Genomic DNA, 26281 nt, shown 5'->3' with positions numbered 1-26281 from the left:
AACTAAATTTTTCGGGAATAATAGCAGTTATTTATGAAAGTGAAGTGAAGCTTTTTTGCACGGTCCACTAAAACAGTCTTTATAATTTAGGGGCTTTCTGTGGTTTGTGTTATATCTAAAGCAGCTTTTCAAGAAATAAGGAAATTATTCTAAAGGCTCGAAATAATAAAGGACAATCAGACAACCGAAAGATTTAAGTGGTAACAAATAAAAAAAGCGTTTCTAATGAAACGCTTTTGTTTAGTTTTTGTATTGATCTATTCGAGTTCGAAAGTTAATTTTAAGTTGACCCTAAATTCCGTAACAGCGCCATTATTGACCACTGCGCTTTGTTCTCGAACATAGACCGAACGAATGTGTTTTACGGATTTTGCGGCTTTAGCCACTCCCTTACGAGTAGCATCTTCCCAACTAATTTCTGAGTTTGAAAGTACTTCTATTACTTTTAATATTGACATGATTTCTAGGTATTTAGTGAAGCATAAATTTACCTATTTTTTTTGAATTCAATCTTTAAAAGAGAATTTATTTTTAGTAACTATCAATAAAACAGTAGTTTATGAGTTTGTTTAGGCGTTTATGGCTTCAACTTTGATGCTTTCGTCGTTTAACATGCTTTTCAGCATATTTTCGATTCCACTTTTTAACGTGAAAGTGGATGATGGACAACCACTGCAGGCGCCTTGCAAAATCACTTTTACAGTTTTGTCCTTTTCATTGTACGAATCAAAAGCAATGTTTCCACCGTCAGCTTGCACAGCAGGTTTTACATATTCTTCTAGTATGTTGATGATTTGTTGAGAGGTAACATCTAGATTGTCAAATTCTTTTGCTTTTGTAGTTTCCTCAGCGGTGACGGTCGCAACATAATTTTCATCTAAAACAGTTCCCCCATTTTCGATATATTGTTTAATGAAGCTTCTTAATTCTAAAGTTATTTCCTGCCATTCATTGATTTCATACTTCGTCACTGAGATGTAATTTTCATCAATGAATATTTCTTTTACATACGGGAACTTGAACAGTTCTTTAGCTAAAGGTGAAGCAGCAGTTTGATCAATATTTTTGAATTCAATGGCGTTTTTTGTTAGCATCTTGCTTACTACAAATTTTAAAGCGGATGGGTTTGGCGTTGTCTCGCCATATACCGTAACGGGCTGTTTTTTAGTTTTATTTTCATCAACAGAGATGATTGTTCCACCATCGGTGACAAATTTTTCCATTTGCTCGGCCACCGCATCTTTAACATCTTCCCATTCAACAATATTGTATTTTTCGATTGCGATAAAATTACCAGAGATGTAAATTGTTTTTACAAAGGGTAAATAGAATAGTTGTTGCGCTAGTGGTGACGTTTTTGCTTCGTCAATATTCTTGAACTCAAAACTTTCATTTTCAGTGATAAAATCTTGAAATTCAAACTTTAATATCGTTGGGTTTTGTGTTTCTTTTATAGTAACTTTGTTCATGGCTTTTGAAATTTTTACAAATTTAGTAAAGTTATTTTCTACGAATAACTATATTTGATTTTTTAATGAATAAATTAACTTTAGTTTAATTTGAGATAAGGCATTTGATCGTTTTTAATACGAAACTTTATATTGATTTAGAAATTATTCATTTAACCAAAAAGTATTTCAATGTATCATAAAATTAGAATTTTAGCTACCCTATTCTTTATATCTCATTATTCTTTTTCACAAGAAGGAATTCCGGTTTATTCCGATTATTTGTCAGATAACTATTATTTGATACATCCTTCTATGGCTGGAGCTGCAAATTGCGCTAAAGTTAGACTAACTGGTCGCAAGCAGTGGTTTGACCAAGAAGATGCCCCAGAATTACAAACCCTTAGTTTTAATGGTAGGGTAGGAGAAAATGCAGGGGCAGGTGTTATTCTTTTTAATGATAAAAACGGATATCATTCCCAAAAAGGAATTAAATTTACTTACGCCTATCATTTAATGTTTTCCAGAGATGAAATTGATTTGAATCAATTGTCATTTGGTATAAGTGCAGGTTTTATTCAAAGCCAGCTCGACGAAACTGAATTTAGACAATCGGGTGATTTTGATCCCATTATTGATGGAACTATAGTACAGAAAGATGCTTATTTTAATGTTGATATTGGTGCATCTTATAATTTTCTAGATTTTTATGCACATGCTACAGTTAAAAATGCGATAGAGACGAGAAGAGATATTTATACAGAATATGAAAGTGATAATTTAAGAAAATATTTACTGAGTGCAGGATATATCTTTGGAGATCGTGATCGAATATTATGGGAACCGTCTCTTTTATTTCAAATGGTAGAAAAAACTAGAGAAAAAGCGATTGATATCAATTTGAAAGCATATAAAAATCTAGATTTTGGAAGAGTTTGGGCTGGATTGTCCTACCGAAGAAGTTTTGATGGAGCCGAATTTTTGGTTGGAAATACAGTTTCTACTCAAAAATTGCAATATATAACCCCTATAGTTGGAGTTAATTTTGATAAGTTTATGTTTGCTTATACCTATTCTCAATTGTCTGGAGCCGTTAAGTTTGATAACGGTGGTTATCACCAAATTACTTTAGGAATCGATTTATTTTGCAGACCTGTAAAATACGATTGCAACTGTCCAGCAATTAATTAATTCAAAATTTAATTATGCTTATTAAATCTGTAAACGGTAAATCGCCCGCTATTCCTGAAGATTGTTATGTAGCCGAAAATGCAACTATTGTTGGTGACGTTACTTTTGGATCAAATTGTAGTGTTTGGTTCAATGCGGTTATAAGAGGCGATGTTAACTTTATCAAAATCGGGAATAAAGTAAACATACAAGATGGAGCCATTATTCATTGTACTTATAAAAAACATCCAACTGTAATTGGTAATAATGTTTCTATTGGACATAATGCAATAGTACATGGTTGTGTGGTTCATGACAACGTATTGATAGGAATGGGAGCTATTGTAATGGACAACTGTGTGATTGAAAGTAATTCTATCGTTGCTGCAGGAGCTGTAATAACACAAAATACAGTTGTGGGAGCAGGCTCAATTTGGGCTGGTGTTCCTGCAAAAAAAGTAAAAGACATCGACCAATCTGACTTTGCAGGAGAAATTGAACGCATTTCCAACAATTATGTAATGTATTCCAATTGGTTTAAGGACGAAGAATAACTAAATTCTCTAGAAATCTTTTTCTATTGCAGTATACTTATTTTCTAAAATCTCTTTTAAAACTTCTGAATTGATATTGGTATAAAAAATAGGCTCGGTTTTCTCGGCCGAAGAAAAACCTATTCTTTCGGCTAATATTTTTTGAGTCTGTTTGGCAACAGCTTGACCTGAATCAATAATTTGAATGTGATCGGGGAGTATTTTTTTTATTTGTGGTATAAGATAGGGAAAATGACTGCAGCCCAACACTAAATAATCCATATTGGCTTCGATCATTGGAGTAAGATACGATTGCAATAATTGAGTCATTTCTGGTGAATTGATTTCGCCATTTTCAATAAGTTGGACTAATCCATGACCCACTTGTTCAATTATTTTAGTATCTTGATATTTCGCTACCGCCGTGTGAAAAAGTTCACTATTTAAAGTGCCTTGTGTTGCTAGTATACCTATAATTTGTGTTTTAGAATTTGTAACTGCCGGTTTTATAGCGGGCTCAATTCCAATGAAAGGAACATCATATTTCAATCTTAACTCTTGAATGGCGTTAGTTGTGGCAGTATTACATGCCACTACAATTAATTTGCAATTCATTTCTAGCAGAAATTCTGTGTTTTTCATGCTCAATGCAATTATTTCCTCTTTGGATTTTTGTCCGTAAGGAGCATTTTTACTGTCTGCTAGATAAATAGTTTTTTCGTTAGGAAGCAATTGATGTATTGCTGACCAAATAGAAGTACCACCAATACCGGAGTCAAAAATCCCTATGGGTTGATTGTTGCTGTTCATAGTAACAAAGTTACATCCTACGATTTAGAATTCCTACGATTTGATTTAAACAAAAAACTGCTCAACCTGATAAGAGATTGAGCAGTTTTTATACGATAAATAATTCTTTTAGAAACCTAAGTCTTTTTTTACATCCATAGTCAAGTTTGGACCATCTGCAAGTAAAAGTGAAGAACCGTCTAATACATATTGGAATCCTTTTGCTTTACCCACTTTTTGGATTGAAGCTCTTACTTTTTCCATTAATGGTTTTACGATATCAGATTCTTTTTGTTGCAATTCTTTTTGAGCATTGTCTCTATAGTCAACAATTCTTTTTTGCATATCCTGCACTTCTTTAGAACGCTCACCATTTACAGCTTCAGTTACTGTTGCAGCTTCTGCTTCGTATTTTTTTAATTTTCCTTGGTATTCTTCAACCATTTTTTTGTAATCAGCATCGTAAGTCGTACTCAATTTATCTAATTGTTTTTGAGCTTCTAACATTGCCGGCATTTTTGTCATAATTTCACTTACATCAACATGTGCTGTTTTTGCTTGTGCATTCATTGTTTGATTTGCTCCTAACATTAAAATTGCAGCAATTAGTAGAGTTTTGATTTGTTTCATCGTTTTTAAAATATTAAGTAATTAATTATTGTTTGTATTTTCTTTTAATTTTTCTTGTTTTGCTTTTTTCAGCGCTTCTCTATCTTCCAGTATTTTTTGTCTTCTTTCTTCTAATGCCTTTTTGCGATCTTCAAAGACTTTTTTGCGGTCTTCCAATAATTTTGCCCTTGCATCCGCTTGCTTTTGTCTTGCCTGATCAGCAGCTTCTTTGGTTGTGTCAACGCCAGTTTGGGTTGCTGTACTTCCTTCTTTAGCTACATTTGCAGAAACCGTGCCATTTTTTTTAGCCTCTCTGTCGTCTTGAATTTGTTTCCTTTTGTCGTCAAATTCTTTTTTCTTTTGTTCTTGAAGCAATTTTCGATCTTCCAGAACTTTTTCTCGTGCAGCTTTTTTCTCCTCTAAGAGTTTTTGTCTGTCGGCTAGTGCAGGATTGCTGTCTAAAGCATCTTCTTTTAGCTCTCTGGCTTCCGCTTCTTTTTGTTGTTTTTTAGTTAGCTGTTCTCTTTTTTCAGTGCGGTTTAATATCCGTAAAACTTGCTCGCTAATGTCAAATCTTTTGGCTGCGAATAGCATCGTCAAGTCAGAGGCTTTGTCAAATATAAAGTCGTACTTAAGACGCTCTGCGATATCTTGTACGGCGGTAAATACTTGATCCTGTATTGGCTTTACCAGAACAGATTTTTGTAGTATTAAATCGCCATTGGCACCAAATCTTTTTTGTTGGTATTCTAAATTTTCGTTTTCAAGGAAACTAATCTCTGTTTCTCTTTCGTCAATTAATTCTTTTGTGAGTAATGCTTTTTCTGCTTTTAAAGCCTCTTTTAGTTTACTAATTTCAATTTTTTTAGTATCAATTTCCAGTTTCCATTTTTGAGCTTTCTGTTCTAATTGGATCTTTGCTTCCGTATAATCAGGTACATTTTGTAAAATGTATTCCATATCAATATAGCCCAGTTTATTTCCTCTGGCTTGTCCTTCCATTGTTTGTACAGCAATGAAGGCTAAAAATAGACATAAAAATTGTTTTGTCATAACGGTTTTCTATTAGAAATTGTCAACCAATTTTTTTTAGAATTGTTGTCCAATGATAAAGTGAGTTTCCCATCCATTCGCTTTCGCTTGTCCTGGTAACGCATCAAAACCATGTCCAAAATCAATTCCCAATAAACCAAATGCTGGCATAAATACACGCAACCCAACTCCAGCGGAACGATTTAGGGCAAAAGGATTATAGGTTTTAAAATCTGCAAAAGCGGATCCTGCTTCCATAAATGCCAATGCATAAATTGATGCGGATGATTTTAAGGTAATAGGATAACGCAATTCCATTGAAAATTTATTAAAAACAGTACCTCCAATTTGTTCTCCGGCAGCATTTGTAGGAGTCAAAGAGTTATTAGGATATCCTCTTAATTGGATATTCTCTCTACCGTCCATTTGAAAGTTAGCTAATCCATCACCACCAAGAAAGAATCTTTCAAATGGAACAGCACCTCTATTTTGATCGTATGCGCCAAGGAAACCAAACTCGGTCAATGTTCTAAGGACTAATTTACCATAAATTTTGGTGTACCAGTCTGCCTTGAATTTTATTTTATAGTATTCTAGCCAATTAAATCGTTTTTGATCGACTTTACTAACATCCGCAGCTGCTAGTCTAAAGTCTGTTACCTTATTTCCATTGATGTCAATATAATCACCTATGCTAACGATGTTTCCATTTGCATCAGGTACATTTTGTCGATCGACAGTGTTTTTCAATTTGTATTCTTCTTGATCTCCTAGTGTTGCGTAATCCACTCCATTAAACAAGGAATAAGGAGGGGTTAATTTTGCTGAAAGACTAAATTCTGAACCATAGGTTGGAAATATTGGATTCACACCTTTACTGCTTCTGGTAAGTCCTACGGTATAGGCAAGGTTTCTAGAGGTTCCATTCCCAAAAGTAAATAACCCGGTGTTGTAATTGTTTAATGCATAATATTGGTAGCTCACAGACTGAGACAGTACGAAATAATCATCTGGCACAGTAAGTCTTTTAGCCAAACCTACCGATAAGGTTAGGATGTCAAAACTTTTTGTTTTATCTGCTCTTTGGGTTACAAAATTATTTAAAAACTGTTTACTATAAGATAGCGATGTGCTAAACGATACTGGTTTTTTACCTCCGAACCATGGTTCTGAAAACGATACACTGTAGGTTTGAAAAAACGTACTAGCTTGTAAACGCAAGGATACTTTTTGACCGTCTCCCATAGGAAGTGGTTTATAGGCATCTTTGTTAAGCAAATTTCTAGCTGAAAAGTTGTTGAAAGACAGTCCAAGTGTACCAATAAAACCGCCACCGCCATAACCTCCTTGTAGTTCAATTTGGCTGGAACCTTTCTCAACAAGATTGTATTCAATGTCTACAGTTCCTGCACCAGAATCTACATTTTTGAATTTAGGATCAATCGCTTCTGGATCAAAAAATCCTAATTGTCCTATTTCTCGAATGGTTCGTACTAGCTCATCTTTACTGTATTTTTCTCCTGGTTTTGTTCTTAATTCTCTGTAAATTACTCGGTCATTTGTCTTGTCATTTCCTACTACTGTGATTTTATTAAAGTAAGCAATTGGACCTTCAGTGATTCGGATTTCAAAATCAATAGTGTCGTTGGCTGTTTTTACTTCAACAGCATTTACATTTGAAAATAAATAACCACTGTTTTGGTATAAATTAGTAATATCCTCTGCATCTGGTTTAGACTTATCTGCAATTCTTTTTTCCAAAAGCACGCCATTGTAAGTGTCTCCTTTATTTACGCCTAATATTCGACTTAATCCTTGATCAGTATAAACGGTATTTCCTAAAAATTTAATTTCTCCAAAATAATATTTGTTCCCTTCTTCTAGATTTATTGTAATGTTTAGAGCATTTTTATTTTTGTCAAAAGAAACAGAATCTGAAATTATTCTAGCATCTCTATATCCTTTTTCTTTATAGGAAGCAATTACTTTTTCTAAATCGGTTTTGTATTTATCTTTTATAAATTTAGATGCTTTTAGGAGTCGGAACGGGTTTTTTTGTTTTGTATCCTTCATTGCTTTGCGCAATTTTTTATCAGATATTTTTGTGTTGCCAACAAAATCTATACTCTGGATTTTTACTTTTTGACCTTTGTCAATAGTTACAAGCATGTTGACTTGGTTTGCTGTGGCAGTGTCTTTTACAGTATTGATGTTTACTTTTGTGTTGTAGTAACCGTCTTTTTTATACTTGTTTTCGATGTAGTTTTTAGTAGTAGTGACTAAGTTTTCATTGACTACTTTTCCTTTGGTCAATGAATTATCTTTGATTAAACCTTCCGTTTTAGTTTTCTTAACGCCAACAAATTTAACCTGATTTAATTTGGGTAATTCGATAATATTTAGATCAAGGTAAATACTGTCATTTTGGATTTTATTTACATAAAAAGAGATTTCGTCAAAGAGACCTAATTTCCCCAATTTTTTAATAGCAGCACTAATTTCTTCACCTGGAATTGTGATTTCCTGTCCTTTTTGTAAACCAGAAAAAGTTACTACAGTTTGGGAGTTAAAACTGATATCGCCAACTATGGCTACATCTGCTAGAATGTATTTTTTACCCTGATCAAAAGGAACTCTTTCTTGTGCTTTAACTTGTGTAAAACTTCCAAAAATCAAAACGGTAAGGGCTATTTTTATGCTTTTATTTAACACTAAAAAATTATTTAATTTGTTCACTTGTTTTTCCAAATCTACGTTCTCTTTTTTGATAACTAACGATAGCCTCATATAAATCTTGTTCTTTAAAGTCTGGCCACAATATGTCAGTAAAATACAATTCTGCATAGGCAATCTGCCATAACAAAAAGTTACTTATCCTATGTTCTCCACTTGTTCGTATTAATAAATCTACGTCCGGTAAATTTTGCGTGTAAAGATGCTCATTAATAATGGAATCGTCAATAGCGTCTATTGAAATTATATTATTTTTAACTTTACTACATATATTTCTTACCGCTGCAACTAATTCTTCCCTAGAACCGTAGCTTAACGCCAAGGTTAGCGTCATTTGTGTGTTGTCTTTTGTTTTGTCAATTACATCAAGAAGTTCTTTTTGAGCTGATTTTGGTAATTTGTCAATATTCCCAATAGCATTTAGCTTGATGTTGTTTTTTTGCAATGTAGTGAGTTCTTTTTTCAAGGAGTTGATCAACACTTTCATCAAGGTGTCAACCTCTAGTTTCGGCCTGTTCCAGTTTTCGGTTGAGAAGGCATATAAAGTAAGGAATTCGATGCCTAGCTTGGCACTGGCTTCTATAATTACTTTTACTGATTTTGTTCCGCTTTCATGACCTAAAGCTCTCAAAAGTCCTTGCTGTTTTGCCCAACGCCCATTTCCATCCATGATGATGGCTAGATGTTTTGGCAGTTTTGCCACGTCAATATTCTGTAGTAAATTCATCTCTTTATTCTGCACAATAACAGGGTTTTTGGCCAAAAGTGTACGTTAAAGTAACTCCTGTGAACACGTACCAATCATTGTTATTTATATTTCCAAAATTTTGATTGTAACTTCCATCTATATTATCAGTCAATGTATATCTTGCTCCGGTTTCTAATGCTATTAGGAAACGGGGCGAGATGTTTGACTTGATTCCTACAATCATTGGTATAGCTACTGATTTCCTTCTTTCTGTTCTGCCTTTAACCGAATTTCCCGTTTGAGTATCAGTTAAGGTATATTTTGTTAGAAAATAACTTAACCCAGAGAACACATAGGGAGTGATTTTAACACTTGATTCATGAAGGTTGAAATCAAAAAAATTGAATTCAATACCTGCAGATGCTTCTTTTAAATTGTTTTCAAAACGATAGCCTCTTTGATTTCTGCCGGCTTCTTTTGAATCTAAATCACTTGAAGTGATTTCAGATTGTGTATAAGAAAATCGGAAAGCATGTCTCGGACTTTTATTCCATTTATAAAGAACTCCAAAAGCAGGTTCATTAGGTGAGAGGTAAGTTGTAGGTCCCACATCTCCAATATAATTACTTCCGCCTAGAAAAACACCAATCTCATGTATCTGAGCTTGGACGCCCATCATTGAGAATAAGCCAATAAATAAATAAAAAATCTTGTTCATTAAATCAAAAATTGCGTGCAAATATAATAATTATCATTTCGTTTCAATACCCATTCTGCTAAATGTGGTTTTTTTTACTAATTAGTGTAGTAACAACCGCTAAATATGCATTTGTTTCATTTAAACGGTAAAATTTGATAAAATCGTATGGCTCTTGAAAAATAGATTTAATTCCGCTTGTCTTCTCCCCAAAGTAATTTATTGCGCAACGTTTTTAAAAAAGTCTCTTCTGGAATTTCCACCATGTTTATTTGAAAAGGAGTTTTCTTTAAAGTTAGTATGGATTCATTTTTTACAGAGGTGACTCTGGAATCTAAGGAAACTAAATAGTTTTCTTCTCTTCCTGTAACTTTCAATCGAATTTCAGTTTCATCAGGCACTACCAATGGTCTGGCAGTTAAATTATGTGGCGCTATGGGTGTGATAACTAAGCTTTTGACATCAGGAGTCAAAATGGGGCCGCCACAACTCAAAGAATACCCGGTAGAACCAGTGGGAGTCGATATGATTAAACCATCTGCCCAATACGAGTTCAAATATTCATCATTCAAATACGTGTCAATCGTAATCATCGAGGTAGTGTCTTTTCTACTAACTGTAATTTCGTTCATCGCAAAGTTGATTTCTTCAATAGATTCATTTGGTGGCGAACAACTTAAACTCAACAAGGCTCTTTTAGAAATAGTATATTTTTTATCTATTACAAATTGCATAAATTCAGCAATGTTCTCCTTTTGAACAGTTGCCAAAAAACCTAATCGTCCAGCATTTATTCCTAGAATTGGAACGCCTGAATCCCGCACTAATGTAGCGGCTCTCAAAATAGTTCCGTCTCCTCCTATGCTAATCAGCATATCAAAACTGGAGTCGATTTCTGTATGAGAACTGAACGTTTTATATTTTTTTTCGACAATCTTTCGTTCATTAAGCATCAACAAAAAATGAGACTCGATAATCATCTCTACCTTATTTTTATTGAAAAAGACAAAGATGTCGTTTATAATGGGTTCGGTACTATTTTGATAATATTGGCCGTAGATAGCTACTTTCATCTTTTTATTGAATCTTTTAATGGTGATGTGTTTATTTTGACATGTAACGGACTAAACCAATAATCAGTCAAATGAGAACTATATATTAAGGTATTTATCTAAATAATCAGAACGTTCCTTTAAATTACTGATGTAGCTGTCTTCCTGATGCTCTGAGATGATTTCATAATCGTATCTTCTAAAAGTTTGGATTATTTCGTTCATGGCGCCCAACGTTATTTTTAGGGTCACTTCCACGCTTTCCACATCTGCTTCAGAAATGAATAAGCCCAAAAGCTTGCCATTATTACTTTCTACAATTTGGGTAATTTGGCTCATCGAATAATCTAAAATTGGTTTTTTGACCACAATAATGGCACCCGGTTCCTTTAAGAAAGGGGTTTCGTGAAAAAATTTCAGAATATCTTCTATTTCATAGTACCCTACATAGACATTGTTTTCATCTAAAACAGGAATTAAATTGGTATGATTTTTTGCAAATACTTCCAAAACATCAAGCCAGATAGTGTTGGTTCTAGCAAAAAAACCTTCAAGTGTAAACCGATAATCATTCACTTTCTTCTCAGGGTCAAAAGTTTCTATGTCTTCTGCTGCAATACTTCCAATATAAATTCCTTCCTCAATTATTGGAAAATGCGAAAAGTGACTGCCGTCAAAAAAAGCCTGAACAGTTGAAATACTTTCCTGACTGTCAATCGCTCTAAAATCGTTAGTTATATATTCTGTAATTTCTGTCATAAATCAATTGGCAATATTCGATGCAAAATAATCAAAAATAAGCAAAAACTCCTAGATTTAACTTTGTATTTTTGCTTCAAGTAAATAGTAGTATCAAAATAAAAAGGAGTTTTAATGACAAAGTTAAGTGTAAATATCAATAAAATAGCCACTTTGCGCAATGCTCGTGGAGGAAATGTGCCCGATTTATTAAAAGTTGCAGCCGATATTCAAAAGTTTGGAGCACAAGGAATCACGATTCATCCGCGTCCGGATGAACGTCACATCCGATATCAAGATGCTCGAGATCTCAAATCAATCGTGTATACGGAATATAATATAGAAGGGAATCCCGAGAAAACTTTCCTGGATCTTGTTTTAGAAATAAAACCTACTCAAGTGACTTTGGTGCCAGATGCAATAGATGCTATAACCTCAAATGCGGGTTGGGACACTATTAAGCATGGCTCCTATTTAACTGAAATCGTTCAGGAATTTCAGCGCAATGGAATTAGAACCTCTATTTTTGTAGATCCAGTTTTGGAAATGATCGAAGGAGCAAAAAAAATTGGAACTGAAAGAATCGAATTGTACACGGAAGCATTTGCGCATCAATTCGGTTTGGGGAATCAAAACGCAATTTTACCCTACACAGAGTCCGCTATTTTGGCTAATGAACTTGGACTGGGCATTAACGCAGGCCATGACCTTAGTTTGGATAACATCCAGTTTTTTAAACAAAATATTCCGGGATTACTCGAAGTATCCATAGGTCATGCGTTAATTGCTGAAGCCATTTATCTGGGGCTGGACAATGTGGTTAATATGTATTTGCAAAAATTAAAATAGTATATAAAAAAACGATTTATGAATCTGGATAGACCAAATTGGAATCAACTATCTAAAATCATTAATCCACAATCAAAAATCACATGTTATATTCAAAGATAGAAGGAACAGGCAAGCCACTATTAATTCTTCACGGATTTCTGGGAATGTCGGATAATTGGAAAACACTAGGAACGCAATTTGCCGTTGATTTTCAGGTTCATATTCTTGATTTACGAAATCATGGACGAAGCTTGCACGCGGAAGACTTTAGTTATGAAATCATGGTTCAGGATGTTGTCGAGTATTGTCAAGGTCATAAGCTAGAGAATATTGCTATTATAGGACATTCCATGGGCGGGAAAGTAGCGATGCTATTGGCAATATCACATCCTGAATTAGTAAGTAAATTAATTGTTGCGGATATTGGACCAAAATTTTACCCGCAACACCATCAGGAAATTCTGGAAGGCCTAAACGCCGTTGATTTTTCAATAAAACCAAGCCGAAGTGATGTTGAAGAAATCATGTCGAAGTTTATTCCTGACTTTGGAACTAGACAGTTTTTGATGAAAAGCTTATATTGGCAAGAGCCAGGACAATTGGCTTTCCGCTTTAATTTAGCCGTTTTTAATGCTAAAATGGAAGAAATAGGAGTTCCGCTGCCAGAGAATGCCATTTTTGATAAACCTACGTTATTTATTCGTGGGGGGAATTCTAGTTATATTTTAGATAGCGATTTTGACACTATAAAACATCATTTCCCGCATTCAAGTATCGAAACTATTCCTAAAGCAGGACATTGGCTTCATGCTGAAAACCCAGCTGAATTTTATCAAAAAGTGACTTCCTTTTTAAAATAAATACAATTCTTTTAAATTTTTACTACATTTATTAAACTTTAAAACAAAACTCCATGAACTTACTAATTAAAATTCTTGTTACTTCGGCCTTAGTTTTGCTAATTGCGAACTTTATGCCTGGGGTTCGTGTGGATGGATTTACTACCGCGTTAATCGTAGCAATTGTTCTGGGCTTGCTCAATATATTTATCAAACCAATATTGGTTATTCTTACCTTACCAGTTACTATTCTTACCTTAGGTTTGTTTTTATTGATTATCAATGCACTAATGATTTTGTTGTGTACAAAAATCGTAGGTGGATTTAGTGTGGATACCTTTTTGACCGCCTTATTTTTTAGCATCATATTGTCAATATTACAATCTATAATGAATGGGATATTAGGAGACGGAAAATAACAAATGCTATTTTAACATGTATTTGGGAATAAATTTATTTCCTTTATTTATTAATTATTTACCTTTGTCACCATTAAAATTTGCAATGTCTAAAAAGTTTTACATACTGCTAGTAGTTATGATCGGTTTCTTTATGACACCGACCGTGGCTTTGGCATGTGGAACAAAAACTGAAAAAGAATGTTGCAAAAAAGAGTCTTCTCCAAAAAAGAATAAAAAAGAGTGTTGTAAAAGTGAAAAATCTTCAAAAGAGAAATCACATGAAGGTTGTAATGGTGCTTGCAAAAGTATTACCTGTAGCAGTTCAACCGTTTATTTAGGAATGACTTCAATTCATTACGCAGAATTTAACGATCAGCTCTTTAGTTTTTCAACTAAAAAGCAAAATTATTATTACTCAGAAATCTTCATTTCCTCTGATTTCCGTTCTATTTGGCTTCCCCCTAAAATAAGCTAAATTCCTTTTGTGACAGCCGAAAGACTGTTTATTTCAGTCTGTTTTAGGCTGTGAAAAAATCAATAAATTTTGTCGAATACAATTTAAATATAGCTGTGCAGGCTATGGTTTACTTATTGTTCCGACTATTTCACTTCAAAATTAATATACAATGAACTCAATAAAAAAAATATTGATGGCAATTACATTATTGCTTTCAGTCACAGTTGCGAGCGCGCAAATTAAAAACAGTAAAACAGAAACCGTTAAAATATATGGAAACTGTGACATGTGTAAAAGCACTATCGAAACTGCTGGAACTTTAAAGAAAGTGGCAAAGGTAGCGTGGAACAAGGACACAAAAATGGCAACACTAACGTATGATTCTACTAAAACGAGTCAGGACGAAATCTTAAAAAGGGTTGCTTTAGCGGGTTACGACAGCGATAAATTTCTTGCTCCAGATGATGTTTACGACGCCTTACATGGCTGCTGCCAATATGAAAGACAAGCTAAGGTAGCTCTTCCTACAGAAATGAAAATGGAAACAGTAGCTGCAGAAAATCATTCAAATCATGCCAATCACACTGAAAATACAGTTGTAAAAGATCAAGTAGACACACCTTTAAAAGTTGTGTTCGATACTTATTTCTTGTTGAAAGATGCTTTGGTAAAAACAGATGGAAAAGCGGCATCCATTATCGCTAAAGACTTTCTGACGGCTGCAGATGCTGTTAAGATGGACGAGCTTGCGATGGATGTTCACATGGTTTGGATGAAAGAAATGAAAGGTTTAATGTCTGGTGCCAAAGAAATTGCGGCAACGCAAGACATAAAAAAACAAAGAGAATTTTTTATTCCTTTCTCAAAATCAATGTACGAATTGATTAAAGTGGCTAAATATGAAACACCAGTCTATCTTCAGTTTTGTCCAATGGCAAACGGCGGTAAAGGTGCGAACTGGTTGAGCAAAGAAAATGCAGTAAAAAATCCATATTACGGATCTCAAATGATGACGTGTGGTAAAACCGTTGAAACGATTCAATAAGTATTTAAAAAGAATACAAAAATGAAAAAAATAATCCTGGTTTTCAGTTTAATACTTAGTTTTTCAGCTGCCCATTCACAAATGAAAGTTGGAGCTAATTTACCTGATTTCCAACTTAAAAGCAACGAAGAGACAACCGTTAATCTGGCCTCTTTAAAAGGGAAAACAGTATTAATTGATTTTTGGGCTTCTTGGTGCGCACCATGCAGGCTGGCTAATAGAAAGTTGGCTCCATTATACAATCAATATAAAGAGGAGAACTTTGAAATTGTTGGAATAGCCCTCGACACGGATCAAACAAAATGGAGGAACGCCATTCAAAAAGATAAATTAGCGTACCAACAATTAATAGACCCCAAAGGCTTTGATGCAAAATCAGCAGTACTTTTTGGAGTGGAAGAATTGCCTAATTCTTATTTATTTGATACTTCAGGGACATTAGTAGCCATCAATCCAACTGTGGAAGAAATAATAATGCAAATTAAAAAATAAAGTAAAATGAAAAATATAAATTTAAAATTCATTCTGATTGCCTGCTTGGTTTTGATAGCAAGTGTAAAATCCTACTCCCAAATCTCAAAAGTAGAAATAATCGCTACCGGTTTAACATGTTCTATGTGTTCTAATGCTATAAACAAACAGCTGAAAGCAACAGTAGGTGTGGATAGTGTAAGCACTGACTTGAATACTAATACGTTCATTGTTTACTTTAAAAAGGACAGTAAAGTAATGCCTAGAGTACTAAAAGAAGGGGTTGAAAAAGCAGGTTTCTTTATTGGATCTTTAGTAATCACTCTACCTACAGAAAAACTAAAATCCGCAAGTGATAAAACGATTTCCTTAAATGGTTCAACTTTTATTTTATTGAATGAAGGGCTTAACGATAGTACTGGATCAACAAAATTAAAAATATATGACAAAGGATATGTAACCCAAAAAGAGCATAAAAAACTACTCAAAACGTTTTCTAAAGTAGTATCATATCCATTAGATAACGAAGACGATTATCATATTAAAATTATAATTTAATGAGAAAATTGTCAATTATTTGCATATTTTTTCTCCTGCAAGGATTAGCTGCTCAAGAACTTTTTGTTGTTACGGATCCTGCAAGTAATGTTCCTGCTGGTTCATTAGGGATTCGTTTAGGACAATCTATTTTTAAGGAACAAATGAAGTCTGGGTACAGCTACCATCTCATGCCCGAAATAACTTGGGGTGCCAATAAGAATTTGATGCTTAGAACATCAATTTTTGTGAGCAATAGAAATTCACAATTAGTTACAGAAGGTGGTAGTCTTTACGCTAAATATCGTTTTTTTTCAACGGATGACATGAACAGTCATTTTCGTCTGGCTGCTTTTGGGAGATACAGTTTCAATAATGCCGATATTCATCAGGAAACAATTGAAATAATGGGACACAATACTGGATTTGAAACTGGAATTGTTGCTACTAAATTAATCAAAAAAGTAGCCATTAGTTCGTCTGTTAGTTTTGAAAAGGCTTTAGATAACAAACCTAATTATCCTTATCCGTCCATGCAGGGAGACAATGCGACCAATTACAGTTTGTCTTTTGGAAAATTAATGTATCCTAAAAAATATACCAATTTTAAACAAACAAATATTAACCTTATGGTAGAATTTATAGGACAAACGATTAATGAAAACGGGAAATCATATTTAGATGCCGTACCAGCGATTCAATTCATTATCCAAAGTCAGGCACGAATCGATATTGCCTATAGGCATGAATTGTATAGTTCGATGCTTCGATCTGCACCAAATGGGATTTATTTGAATCTGGAGTATACTTTTTTTAATATTACAAAATAGTAAGGTTGAAAACCTAAATCAAAATTTAATCAAAATGAAAAATCAAATAAAAATGAAAAAAATAATTCTTTCAACAGTTCTAATGGCAATTGTAGTAGTAAGCTGTAATCAAAAAAATAAGCCAGATGAGTCCGTAAAGCCAGCAGCAACTGAAAACACATCACAATTGTATTCATGTCCAATGCATCCTGAAGTTACTGGGAAACAAGGGGATACTTGTTCTAAATGCGGTATGGAATTAACGGAGCCAGTAGTTAAAACGGAAGCTGTTTCTGAGGAAGTAAAAACAGAAAAGGGTGCAGTAACTCCCTTTTCTATAACTGTAGATGCAAATGTAAATGATTATTTGAAAGTTAAAAATGCACTTGTAAACGACGATTCAAATGGAGCAGCCGCTGCTGCTAAGGCGTTATTAGCAACCTTCAATGCAGCAAACACTACTTCAATCGATGCAAAATTGAAAAAGGAATATATTGAAATTGCAGATGATGCCAAAGAACACGCCGAACATATTGCTGACAACGCTGGAAAAATAGAGCATCAAAGAGAACATTTTGCTCTTTTGAGTAGAGACATAAATGATATGATAAAAACTTTTGGAACAAATAAAAAGTTATATCAAGAGTACTGTCCAATGTATGATCAGGGAAAAAGTGGCTATTGGATAAGTGACTCGAAAGAGATCAAAAATCCATATTACGGCGCTGAAATGTTGACATGTGGGAGAGTAGAAAAAGAATTATAAATGAAACCAATCATAAAAAAAGGGGCTATCTTAAGTGTAGTCCTTTTTTTGTTGATGCAACTGTATCAACCCGCCCGTAACGTAGAGTATGGGCAGGTTTCACCTATGCATTTCACAAAATTGTACAAGGTTCCTGCTAAAGTTCAAGGCATTCTACAAACTTCTTGTTTTGACTGTCACAGTAATAACACCAAGTATCCTTGGTACTCCTATGTTCAGCCTGTACGAATTTTTATGGATAGTCATATTAACGAAGGGAAAGAAAATTTGAATTTCAGTGAATTTGGCACTTATTCCAAACGGAAACAACGAAGCAAATTAGATCGAATGATCAAACAAATAAAATCAGATGAAATGCCTTTGGCTTCTTATACCATGATGCATAAAAATGCCGTGCTCACTAGCGAGAGTAAAGCGATGCTGCTCAATTGGATCGAAGAAACGAAAGACAGTATTTCAGCAAATAATTAATCCTAATGGTAGAAAAATTAATATCATTCTCACTAAAAAACCGAGTGATTGTATTGCTCGTTTCCGCCTGCTTATTTGGTTGGGGGATTTATAGTGTGCAGCAAAATCCCATCGATGCCATTCCTGATTTATCAGAAAATCAGGTTATTGTTTTCACGGAGTGGATGGGCAGAAGCCCGCAGGTAATTGAAGATCAGGTAACCTATCCTTTGGTTTCCAATTTACAGGGAATCCCGAAAATCAAGAATATCCGAGCTTCTTCCATGTTTGGAATGAGTTTTATCTACATCATTTTTGAAGATAACGTAGATCCTTATTGGGCAAGAACCCGAGTGCTGGAACGATTAAATTATGCACAACGATTGTTGCCGCAAAATGTAGTTCCCACTTTAGGGCCTGATGGTACCGGAGTAGGGCATATATTTTGGTATCATTTGGAAACCAATGGGATGGATCTAGGTGAGCAAAGAGCATTGCAGGATTGGTATGTGAAATTTGCTTTACAAACCGTTCCGGGTGTAGCTGAGGTCGCTTCCTTTGGAGGTTTTGAAAAACAATATCAATTGGTTTTAGATCCTTTGAAAATGCAGTACTATAATGTTAGTATGATGGAAGTGATGAAAGCCGTAAAGACAAGCAATAATGATGTTGGAGGGCGGAAATTTGAAATGAGCAACATGGCTTATATCGTTAGAGGGCTTGGCTACATAAAAAACATCAAAGATGTGGAAGAAATTGCCATCAAAAATTACAATTCTGTTCCTGTAAGAGTAAAAGATATCGGTTCCGTTCAAATGGGTGGAGATTTACGTCTGGGTATTTTTGATGCGAATGGAGAAGGTGAAGTAGTGGGAGGAATTGTGGTGATGCGTTACGGCGAAAATGCTGATAAGGTTATCAAAGCAGTAAAACTGAAAATGAAAGAAGTCGAAAAAGGATTGCCGGAAGGGGTCTCCTTCAAAACGTCTTATGACCGAAGCGAACTAATTGAAAAAGCGATTGAATCTGTTAAAGGAACTTTAATCGAAGAAATGATTGCGGTGTCAATAGTGATTCTTCTTTTTCTTTTCCATTGGAGAAGTGCAGTGATTATTCTGATACAGTTACCAATATCTGTTGCTATAGGATTTATTTTGCTCCAAGCTTTTGGGATTTCATCCAATATTATGTCGCTCACGGGGATAGCCCTAGCTATTGGTGTTGTGGTTGATGATGGAATTGTCATGGTCGAAAATGCCTATAGAACCATCTCTGAGAAACAAGAAGAAATGGATAATAATCAATAATCAACGATGAAAAAGTTATTTAAAAAAATATTTAAAAAAGAACACGATCCATTGTTGGCTGATGAACGAATGAAGTTAATTGAATCTTCCTCTAAGCTCGTTGGCCCGGGAGTTTTTTATTCGACACTGATTGTGATTGCTTCTTTTTTGCCCGTTTTTCTGCTAACGGGAATGGAAGGAAAACTATTCAGTCCATTGGCTTGGACGAAATCATTTATACTGATCGTAGATGCGTTTTTAGCCATTACACTGACTCCAGTGTTAATCAGTTACTTGCTAAAGGGAAAATTACGTCCGGAGAATAAAAATCCAATCAATAGAAAACTGGAAAGTTGGTATACTCCAATTCTAGTTTTTTGTTTAAAATGGAGAAAAAGTGTTTTGGTGGTAAACTGCATTGCTTTAGTAATAGGAGGGTTGATGTTTACGCAGCTCGGCTCCGAGTTTATGCCACCTTTAGATGAAGGTTCGATTCTGTTTATGCCTGTAACCTTACCCGATGTTTCTAATTCTGAAGTGAAAAGAATATTGCAGGTTCAGGACAAAATAATAAAATCAATTCCCGAGGTCACTCATGTTTTGGGAAAAGCGGGAAGAGCCAATACGGCAACGGACAATAGTCCTATAAGTATGGTTGAAACGATTATTTTGCTTAAACCTCATAACGAATGGAGAGCGGGTAAAACGAAAAGTGATATCATCGATGAAATAAATAATAAACTGCAAATACCTGGGGTAACCAATGGTTTTACACAGCCTATTATTAATCGAATAAATATGCTTTCGACGGGAATCAGAACAGACGTTGGGGTGAAAATTTATGGAGCTAGTTTGGATACCATAGAAGCTTTGGCACAAAAAATTAAAAAGACATTAGAAGGAACCGAAGGAGTGAAAGATTTGTATGCCGAACCAATAACCGGTGGGAAGTATATCGACATTGAAGCAAAGCGAGAAGCAATTGGTAGATACGGTCTGACGATTGATGATGTGAATAATGTTGTTGAAGCGGCAATTGGAGGAATGACATTGACGACCACTATCGAAGGGAGACAACGCTTTTCTGTGAATGCGAGATATGCGCAGGAATACAGAAATAGTATTGAGTCGTTGAAAAAATTGCAAGTGCAAACAATGGAATACGGACCAATACCATTAGATGCTGTCGCTGATATAAAAATAAGTGATGGGCCGCCAATGATAAACAGCGAAAACGCCATGCTTCGTGGGAGTGTTTTGTTTAATGTTAGGGAACGTGATTTAGGGAGTACGGTAGAGGAGGCACAAGATAAACTCAATACTATGATGACGAAACTGCCAAAAGGTTATTATGTCGAATGGAGCGGACAATGGGAAAATCAAATTAGAGCCAACAAAACATTATCACTGATATTGCCTATCGTTGTTCTTATCATATTCCTGATTTTGTATTTTACCTATAACTCGATGAAGGAAGCTTTGATAACGATGATAACGGTTCCTTTTGCTTTAATAGGAGGGATTTTTATGGTTTATTTTTATGGAATTAATTTATCCGTTGCCGTGGCAGTAGGTTTCATCGCACTGTTTGGGATGGCAATAGAAACGGCGATGATAATGACTATTTACCTGAATGAGGCCATGAATAAAATGGTTGCAAAATATGGTAATAGTAGTGAGACAATTACTATGGCTATTTTAAGAGAGTACATTATCGATGGTTCGGCAAAAAGGCTGAGACCAAAATTAATGACGGTGTCGGTTTCTCTATTTGGATTAGTACCCATTCTTTGGGCAACAGGAACGGGCGCTGATGTGATGATTCCCATTACGGTTCCGCTTATTGGAGGAACAATCACTTCTGTTATATATGTATTATTAGTAACCCCTATTGTTTTTGAATGGACAAAACAACGTGAATTAAAAACAAAAGGCAAAATAGATCTTATCGATGCGACACATTAAATATTATATCATAATCAGTTGTTTGCTGTTAAACGCCACTGTTGCAGTAGCGCAAACACTTTCGTTGGATGCTGTTTTGACCATCGTTAAAACGAATAATCCGCAATTAAAAATGTACGATGCCGATATACAGAGCATGGATGCAGCGGCAAAAGGGGCAAATAGTTGGATGGCACCTCAAGTGAACACGGGCTTGTTTATGACTCCTTATAACACTAAAATGTGGAAGGGAGACGAAATGAATCCTGGTATGGGTGCATATATGATAGGTGTTACACAAATGATTCCTAACGCTTCAAGGCTAAAAGCCGATTCTAATTACATGAATGCCATGTCTTCGGTAGAGGCAGAAAATAAAAATTATACCGTGAATCAGTTGAATGCGTTAGCAAAAATGAATTATTACCAATGGATTGTATTGGATAAAAAAATAAAAATAACCAATGATAATTTATTGCTTTTAGAGTATATGATCAAAAGCATGGAGATACGCTATCAATATAATATGGACAAATTGCCTACTTATTATAAGGCAAAGTCACAATATAGCGCTTTAGAAAGCATGGTCGTAATGCTGAAAAATGAGATTTTGCAAAAGAAAATTACGCTGAATACTTTGATGGCAAGAGACAAAAATACTGTTTTTGAAATCGATCCCAATTATGCTTTAAAGGAGCACAATTTTATGAAATCGGATACGGTGTCGCTTTCTGAAAACCGAAGCGATGTAAGAGCTATTGAGAAAACAATTGCTTTAAATCAGTTGAAAATAGAAACCGAGAAAGCAAAATTGTTACCCGAGTTTGGTGTGAAGTATGATCACATGTTTGCCTTCGGGAATGGTCCGCAACAATTTTCCTTGATGGGAATGATTACAATTCCCATGCCTTGGTCATCAAAAATGAATAAAGCGAACATCAACAGTTTTAAGTTAAAAAATGAAAGTTTGGATTGGCAAAAGCAAATGATTCTGAACGAAGCAACAGGAATGATTTCAGGGATGCAAGCGGAGCTTAGTAACTTAAAGAAGCAATATGAAATTGCCGACAAAAGCATTATTCCGGCATTGCGAAGAAATTATGACACTTCAATAATAGCTTGGCAAAACAATACAGGAGATCTATTTGTGGTGTTGGATGCCTGGGAAGCCTTGAATATGGCGCAAATAGAAAAGCTAGACAAGTTGCAGGCCATATTGAGCACTCAGGTAGAAATTGAAAAACAACTGGAAACGAAATAATTATGAACAAATACATAAAATATAGTTTGCTGGCTATTGCCGTTTTAGTGGTTGGATTTGGAGTCTATTATAGCGTAAATAAATTCAATAGTCAAGCAGATCACGAGCATCAGGCGGAGGTATATACCTGTTCGATGCATCCTGAAATTATTAGGGACGAGCCTGGAAAATGCCCAATTTGCGGAATGACTTTGATAAAAAAAGTAACTGAAGCGCAACCGACGGAAAGCCACTCGATCGACCATCTATTGCGACCAACGGATAGCTTCGTCGTAGGAGACTTTCAAACTACAACACCAAAAGACACCGCTATTAGCAGTGAAATAAAGCTGCCTGGAATTGTAGCTTATGATCCTAATTCATCGGTAAATATTGCAGCAAGGATAAGTGGCCGAATCGAAAAAATGTATGTGAATTATAAATACCAAAAAGTAAATAAGGGACAAAGACTTTTTGATTTGTATAGTCCGGAATTATTGACAGCACAGCAGAATTTCATTTATTTAGTCACCAATGATGCTGAAAACGCATCCATAATAAAGGCTTCGAAACAGAAATTACTGCTTTATGGAATGACTTTAAATCAGATTAATTCATTGGCTGCAGCCAAAAGAACAAATCCTGTGATTACTATTTATAGTCCCACCAATGGAATAGTTCAAGGAACTGAAAGTATGACGACTGCTGCCGAAGGATCCATGCAAAACAATGCCACAACAACTTCTTTAACATTGAAGGAAGGGGATTATATTAAACAGAATGAAGTTGTTTTTAAGCTTGTGAATACAGATAAAGTATGGGGTGTTTTCAATGTGATGCAGGGACAAAGCAGTTTGATAAAAATCAATCAACCCATTCGGTTTTCATCAGAATTAGAGGAGAATGATTTTATAAAGGCCAAAGTTAATTTTATAGAAACTCAGTTCAGCGCAACTGATAAGACGAACAGGATTCGAGTGTATTTAAATAATAACAATCTGAAATTCCCAATAGGCTTGCGACTTCAAGGGATTGTCGAAACAAATCCTATACAAGGAATTTGGGTTCGTAAGCAAGCATTAGTTAGCATCGGCAGTAAAAAAGTGGTTTTTATTAAAATGGAGAATGGTTTTAAAGCAAAAGAAATAAAAACAGGAATTGAAATCAATGATTTTGTTCAGGTTATTGAAGGCTTGTCTGTAAAAGATGCAATTGCTGACAATGCACAATATTTAATGGACAGCGAAAGCTTTATTAAAACAGAATAATCATGCAAAAGATAAAAAAATTCAGTTTCCTGTTCCTGACATTTGTTGTCGTAATGGGATGTAATACTAAAAATAAGGAAGATCATAGCGCGCATCAGGATGGAGAAAGTATATTATACACCTGTTCCATGGATCCTCAAATAAAGGAAGACAAGCCTGGGAAATGTCCTATTTGTCATATGGATTTGACCCCAATGAAAAAAGACAATTCGGCCTCTAATGAAATTGCCCTAAGCGATCAACAAATAAAACTGGGAAATATAAGCACTCAAAATATAGAGGAAACAAATAGTAGTCTGAAAGAAAACTATACGGGCGTTTTGACAATTAATCAGGAACAAATCAAAACCATTTCAGCAAGAGCGATGGGTCGAATTGAGAAATTATATTTTAAAACTACGGGTGATTATGTTAATAAAAATCAAGCCATTTACCAGTTGTACAGCGAAGATATAGCCATTGCTAAACAGGATTATTTTGCAGCATCTAAACAATTGACTATGCCTGGTGATTTTGGGAAAAATGCCAAAAACATGTTGCAAGCTGCAAAGCAAAAGTTGTTGTTCTATGGTTTGTCGAATGCACAAATTGAGAGTATTAAAGACAATGCCCAAATATCACCATACACTACTTTTTATAGTACATATAGCGGATATATTTCGGAGATAGCCGCTACAGAAGGTAGTTATATCATGGAAGGCGGCGCAATAATTAAGTTGGCTGCCTTAAGTACGCTTTGGCTTGAAACGCAAGTAAACGTGAACTATGCAAAATCATTAAAAATTGGACAAAGTGCTACGGTTTCTTTTACAGATTATCCTACTAAAGAAGTGAAAGCTAAAATTTCATTTATTAATCCGGAGATTAATCCAGATTCTAGATTGCTATTAATTCGAATGGAAATTGCCAACCCGAATTTGTTTTTAAAACCAGGAATGCAGGCAGTAGCTAAATTAACTCAATCTAATAAGAAAGGATTATTTATTCCAACAGATGCTGTTATTAGGGATGAAAATGCCACGTATATATGGGTTGAAAAAAGTCATGGTATTTTTGAAAACGTGATGGTTGAAACCGGGGTGGAAGCCAATGGAATGATCGAAATCAAATCGGATTTAGATAGTACGAAAAAAGTCGTTGTTAGCGGTGCTTATGCCATTAACAGTGAGTATATATTCCGCAAAGGAAGTGATCCCATGGCGGGGATGAAGATGTAATGTGTAATAAACTGTTTATTAATAGGTTAAAATGTTAAAAAAAGCTAACTTAGTTCTGTTATGATGGGCTTTAAAAGCATTTTTGATAATAAAATAATTATAAAAAGGACGTTACCCGAAAGTTAAATTGATTAACGATCAAAAACTCTAATTAAAATAGAATCATGGAAGAAAATAACACACACTTAAAAACTAATCCTTATGTAAAATTTGCCTTAATAATGGCGGTTTCATTTGTCGTTATGTATTTAGTTATGTTTTTAAATGTTGCTGAATTCAGTCACATCTATAATAGTATAACTCGCTTTTACATGACTACTTTAATGATTGCAGCAATGGCAATTACAATGTTACTATTAATGTGGAAAATGTATCCAAACAATAAAGTCAATGTAATGATAATAGTCTTTGCCGCTACTACATTTCTAGGAACACTTTTTCTATTAAGGACACAAACCTTTATTGGAGATATACAATATATGAAAGCGATGATTCCTCATCATTCATCAGCCATTATGACTAGTAGTAATGTAGATTTTAAAGATCCAGAAGCTAAAAAATTAGCTGAAGATATAATTGCTGCTCAAGAAAGAGAAATTAAGCAAATGAATGAAATGATTATTCGTCTCGAAAGCAAAAAATAATAAAGTGAAAATTTATATAAAAAACATGGTTTGTGGCCGTTGCGAAATGGCGGTGTCGGCAGAGTTGGAAAAAATGGGGCTTTCTATTATTGCAATGCAATTAGGGAAAGTAGAAATTGCAACTGATTTGGACGAAAGTCAAATACAACTGCTGTCACAGAACCTGAGTTCACTCGGTTTTGAACTGTTAGATGATAAGGAAAATAAGACTGTCGAAAGGATTAAGAATTTAATAATCGACTTGGTCCATTATAAAAAGGAACAGCTGAAAAGTAATTTGTCCAATTATTTAGCCGCCGATTTAAGGCAAGATTACAGTATTTTGAGTAAGCTTTTTTCAGAAAAAGAAGGAGCAACAATCGAACATTATTTTATTACTCAAAAAATTGAACGGGCAAAAGAACTATTAATCTATAACGAAATGACGTTAAGTGAAATCGCAGTTCAGCTCAATTATAGTAATGTAGCGCATTTAAGCAATCAATTTAAAAAGACTACTGGTTTTACCCCGACCCATTTCAAGCAATTGAAAGATAAAATGAGAAAACAGATTGACGATTTGTAATCTTACAAAGGTAATTCAGAAT

The 26281-nt window shown here is 34.6% G+C and carries 27 protein-coding genes and 1 pseudogene; 18 read left to right on the top strand and 10 right to left on the bottom strand.

Annotation, left to right across the window (positions count from 1 at the left end):
• Positions 1-257: 257 nt before the first annotated feature.
• Positions 258-458 carry a dodecin family protein gene (locus BUC11_RS03925; RefSeq protein WP_066080331.1) on the bottom strand — a complete coding sequence of 67 codons (201 nt, stop codon included), beginning with the start codon at positions 456-458 and terminating at the stop codon, positions 258-260.
• A gap of 111 nt (positions 459-569) precedes the next feature.
• Positions 570-1469, bottom strand: a complete 900-nt coding sequence (locus tag BUC11_RS03920; RefSeq protein ID WP_073352112.1) for a NifU family protein — start codon at positions 1467-1469, stop codon at positions 570-572.
• A 171-nt stretch (positions 1470-1640) separates the two neighbouring features.
• Here BUC11_RS03920 and BUC11_RS03915 point away from each other — a divergent pair, with 171 nt between their 5' ends.
• The gene (locus BUC11_RS03915; RefSeq protein WP_073352110.1) at positions 1641-2639 is read left to right on the top strand and encodes a PorP/SprF family type IX secretion system membrane protein; all 999 of its coding nucleotides are present in this window, start codon (positions 1641-1643) and stop codon (positions 2637-2639) included.
• A 14-nt stretch (positions 2640-2653) separates the two neighbouring features.
• On the top strand, positions 2654-3172 hold the full coding sequence (locus BUC11_RS03910; RefSeq protein WP_073352108.1) for a gamma carbonic anhydrase family protein: 519 nt from the start codon (positions 2654-2656) through the stop codon (positions 3170-3172).
• Between the two features lie 9 nt (positions 3173-3181).
• On the opposite strand, the gene murI is transcribed toward BUC11_RS03910, so the two are convergent.
• From murI to BUC11_RS03870, 8 genes are all read right to left on the bottom strand, one after another.
• On the bottom strand, positions 3182-3961 hold the full coding sequence (murI, locus tag BUC11_RS03905) for a glutamate racemase (RefSeq protein WP_073352106.1): 780 nt from the start codon (positions 3959-3961) through the stop codon (positions 3182-3184).
• A gap of 108 nt (positions 3962-4069) precedes the next feature.
• Entirely contained in the window at positions 4070-4570 is a 501-nt protein-coding gene (locus tag BUC11_RS03900) for an OmpH/Skp family outer membrane protein (protein WP_073352104.1), read from the bottom strand.
• Positions 4571-4591: 21 nt separating this feature from the next.
• A complete protein-coding gene (locus tag BUC11_RS03895; protein WP_073352103.1) occupies positions 4592-5602 on the bottom strand; it encodes an OmpH family outer membrane protein in 1011 nt (336 codons plus the stop codon).
• A gap of 36 nt (positions 5603-5638) precedes the next feature.
• Positions 5639-8368 carry a BamA/OMP85 family outer membrane protein gene (locus BUC11_RS03890; protein WP_073352099.1) on the bottom strand — a complete coding sequence of 910 codons (2730 nt, stop codon included), beginning with the start codon at positions 8366-8368 and terminating at the stop codon, positions 5639-5641.
• Positions 8301-9041, bottom strand: a complete 741-nt coding sequence (locus BUC11_RS03885; RefSeq protein WP_073352097.1) for an isoprenyl transferase — start codon at positions 9039-9041, stop codon at positions 8301-8303. Before BUC11_RS03885 ends, BUC11_RS03890 begins: the two co-directional genes overlap by 68 nt.
• A 4-nt stretch (positions 9042-9045) precedes the next feature.
• Positions 9046-9720 carry a type IX secretion system protein PorG gene (gene porG / locus BUC11_RS03880; protein ID WP_073352095.1) on the bottom strand — a complete coding sequence of 225 codons (675 nt, stop codon included), beginning with the start codon at positions 9718-9720 and terminating at the stop codon, positions 9046-9048.
• Positions 9721-9887: 167 nt separating this feature from the next.
• Positions 9888-10772 carry an NAD kinase gene (locus tag BUC11_RS03875; protein ID WP_073352093.1) on the bottom strand — a complete coding sequence of 295 codons (885 nt, stop codon included), beginning with the start codon at positions 10770-10772 and terminating at the stop codon, positions 9888-9890.
• Between the two features lie 78 nt (positions 10773-10850).
• Positions 10851-11510, bottom strand: a complete 660-nt coding sequence (locus BUC11_RS03870; protein ID WP_073352091.1) for a CBS domain-containing protein — start codon at positions 11508-11510, stop codon at positions 10851-10853.
• Positions 11511-11624: 114 nt separating this feature from the next.
• On the opposite strand from BUC11_RS03870, the gene BUC11_RS03865 reads away from it, so the two are divergent.
• From BUC11_RS03865 to BUC11_RS03785, 16 genes and pseudogenes are all read left to right on the top strand, one after another.
• Complete coding sequence (locus BUC11_RS03865; RefSeq protein ID WP_073352089.1) at positions 11625-12338, top strand: pyridoxine 5'-phosphate synthase; 714 nt, start codon at positions 11625-11627, stop codon at positions 12336-12338.
• An 83-nt stretch (positions 12339-12421) separates the two neighbouring features.
• A complete protein-coding gene (locus BUC11_RS03860) occupies positions 12422-13180 on the top strand; it encodes an alpha/beta fold hydrolase (protein WP_073352085.1) in 759 nt (252 codons plus the stop codon).
• A 53-nt stretch (positions 13181-13233) separates the two neighbouring features.
• Complete coding sequence (locus BUC11_RS03855; RefSeq protein WP_073352083.1) at positions 13234-13578, top strand: phage holin family protein; 345 nt, start codon at positions 13234-13236, stop codon at positions 13576-13578.
• Between the two features lie 85 nt (positions 13579-13663).
• The gene (locus BUC11_RS03850; RefSeq protein ID WP_073352239.1) at positions 13664-14035 is read left to right on the top strand and encodes a hypothetical protein; all 372 of its coding nucleotides are present in this window, start codon (positions 13664-13666) and stop codon (positions 14033-14035) included.
• A gap of 151 nt (positions 14036-14186) precedes the next feature.
• Positions 14187-15062: a DUF3347 domain-containing protein gene (locus BUC11_RS03845; protein ID WP_073352081.1), complete on the top strand. Its 876-nt coding sequence runs from the start codon at positions 14187-14189 to the stop codon at positions 15060-15062.
• A gap of 21 nt (positions 15063-15083) precedes the next feature.
• Positions 15084-15554: a TlpA family protein disulfide reductase gene (locus tag BUC11_RS03840; protein ID WP_073352079.1), complete on the top strand. Its 471-nt coding sequence runs from the start codon at positions 15084-15086 to the stop codon at positions 15552-15554.
• Positions 15555-15560: 6 nt separating this feature from the next.
• On the top strand, positions 15561-16091 hold the full coding sequence (locus BUC11_RS03835) for a heavy-metal-associated domain-containing protein (protein ID WP_073352077.1): 531 nt from the start codon (positions 15561-15563) through the stop codon (positions 16089-16091).
• Complete coding sequence (locus BUC11_RS03830; protein ID WP_073352075.1) at positions 16091-16900, top strand: hypothetical protein; 810 nt, start codon at positions 16091-16093, stop codon at positions 16898-16900. The genes BUC11_RS03835 and BUC11_RS03830 overlap by 1 nt, the downstream gene beginning before the upstream one ends.
• Positions 16901-16934: 34 nt before the next feature.
• Entirely contained in the window at positions 16935-17645 is a 711-nt protein-coding gene (locus tag BUC11_RS03825; protein WP_245793729.1) for a DUF3347 domain-containing protein, read from the top strand.
• Complete coding sequence (locus BUC11_RS03820) at positions 17646-18116, top strand: heme-binding domain-containing protein (protein ID WP_073352073.1); 471 nt, start codon at positions 17646-17648, stop codon at positions 18114-18116. It begins immediately after the preceding gene.
• A 5-nt stretch (positions 18117-18121) separates the two neighbouring features.
• Positions 18122-21346: pseudogene (locus BUC11_RS17135) on the top strand (efflux RND transporter permease subunit).
• Positions 21333-22586, top strand: coding sequence for a TolC family protein (locus BUC11_RS03805; RefSeq protein ID WP_073352066.1), 1254 nt, complete (start codon positions 21333-21335; stop codon positions 22584-22586). The pseudogene BUC11_RS17135 and the gene BUC11_RS03805 overlap by 14 nt, the downstream one beginning before the upstream one ends.
• Positions 22587-22588: 2 nt before the next feature.
• Positions 22589-23833 carry a heavy metal-binding domain-containing protein gene (locus tag BUC11_RS03800; RefSeq protein WP_073352064.1) on the top strand — a complete coding sequence of 415 codons (1245 nt, stop codon included), beginning with the start codon at positions 22589-22591 and terminating at the stop codon, positions 23831-23833.
• Positions 23834-23835: 2 nt separating this feature from the next.
• Positions 23836-25050: an efflux RND transporter periplasmic adaptor subunit gene (locus tag BUC11_RS03795; RefSeq protein WP_073352061.1), complete on the top strand. Its 1215-nt coding sequence runs from the start codon at positions 23836-23838 to the stop codon at positions 25048-25050.
• Between the two features lie 164 nt (positions 25051-25214).
• Positions 25215-25694, top strand: coding sequence for a DUF305 domain-containing protein (locus BUC11_RS03790; RefSeq protein ID WP_073352059.1), 480 nt, complete (start codon positions 25215-25217; stop codon positions 25692-25694).
• Positions 25695-25740: 46 nt separating this feature from the next.
• A complete protein-coding gene (locus BUC11_RS03785; protein WP_175547725.1) occupies positions 25741-26259 on the top strand; it encodes a helix-turn-helix domain-containing protein in 519 nt (172 codons plus the stop codon).
• The last annotated feature ends 22 nt before the right edge of the window (positions 26260-26281 follow it).

Source organism: Flavobacterium xanthum (genome assembly GCF_900142695.1).
Classification (GTDB): domain Bacteria; phylum Bacteroidota; class Bacteroidia; order Flavobacteriales; family Flavobacteriaceae; genus Flavobacterium; species Flavobacterium xanthum.
Note: the sequence above shows the minus strand (reverse complement) of the source record. Positions and strands in the feature narration are given on the sequence as shown.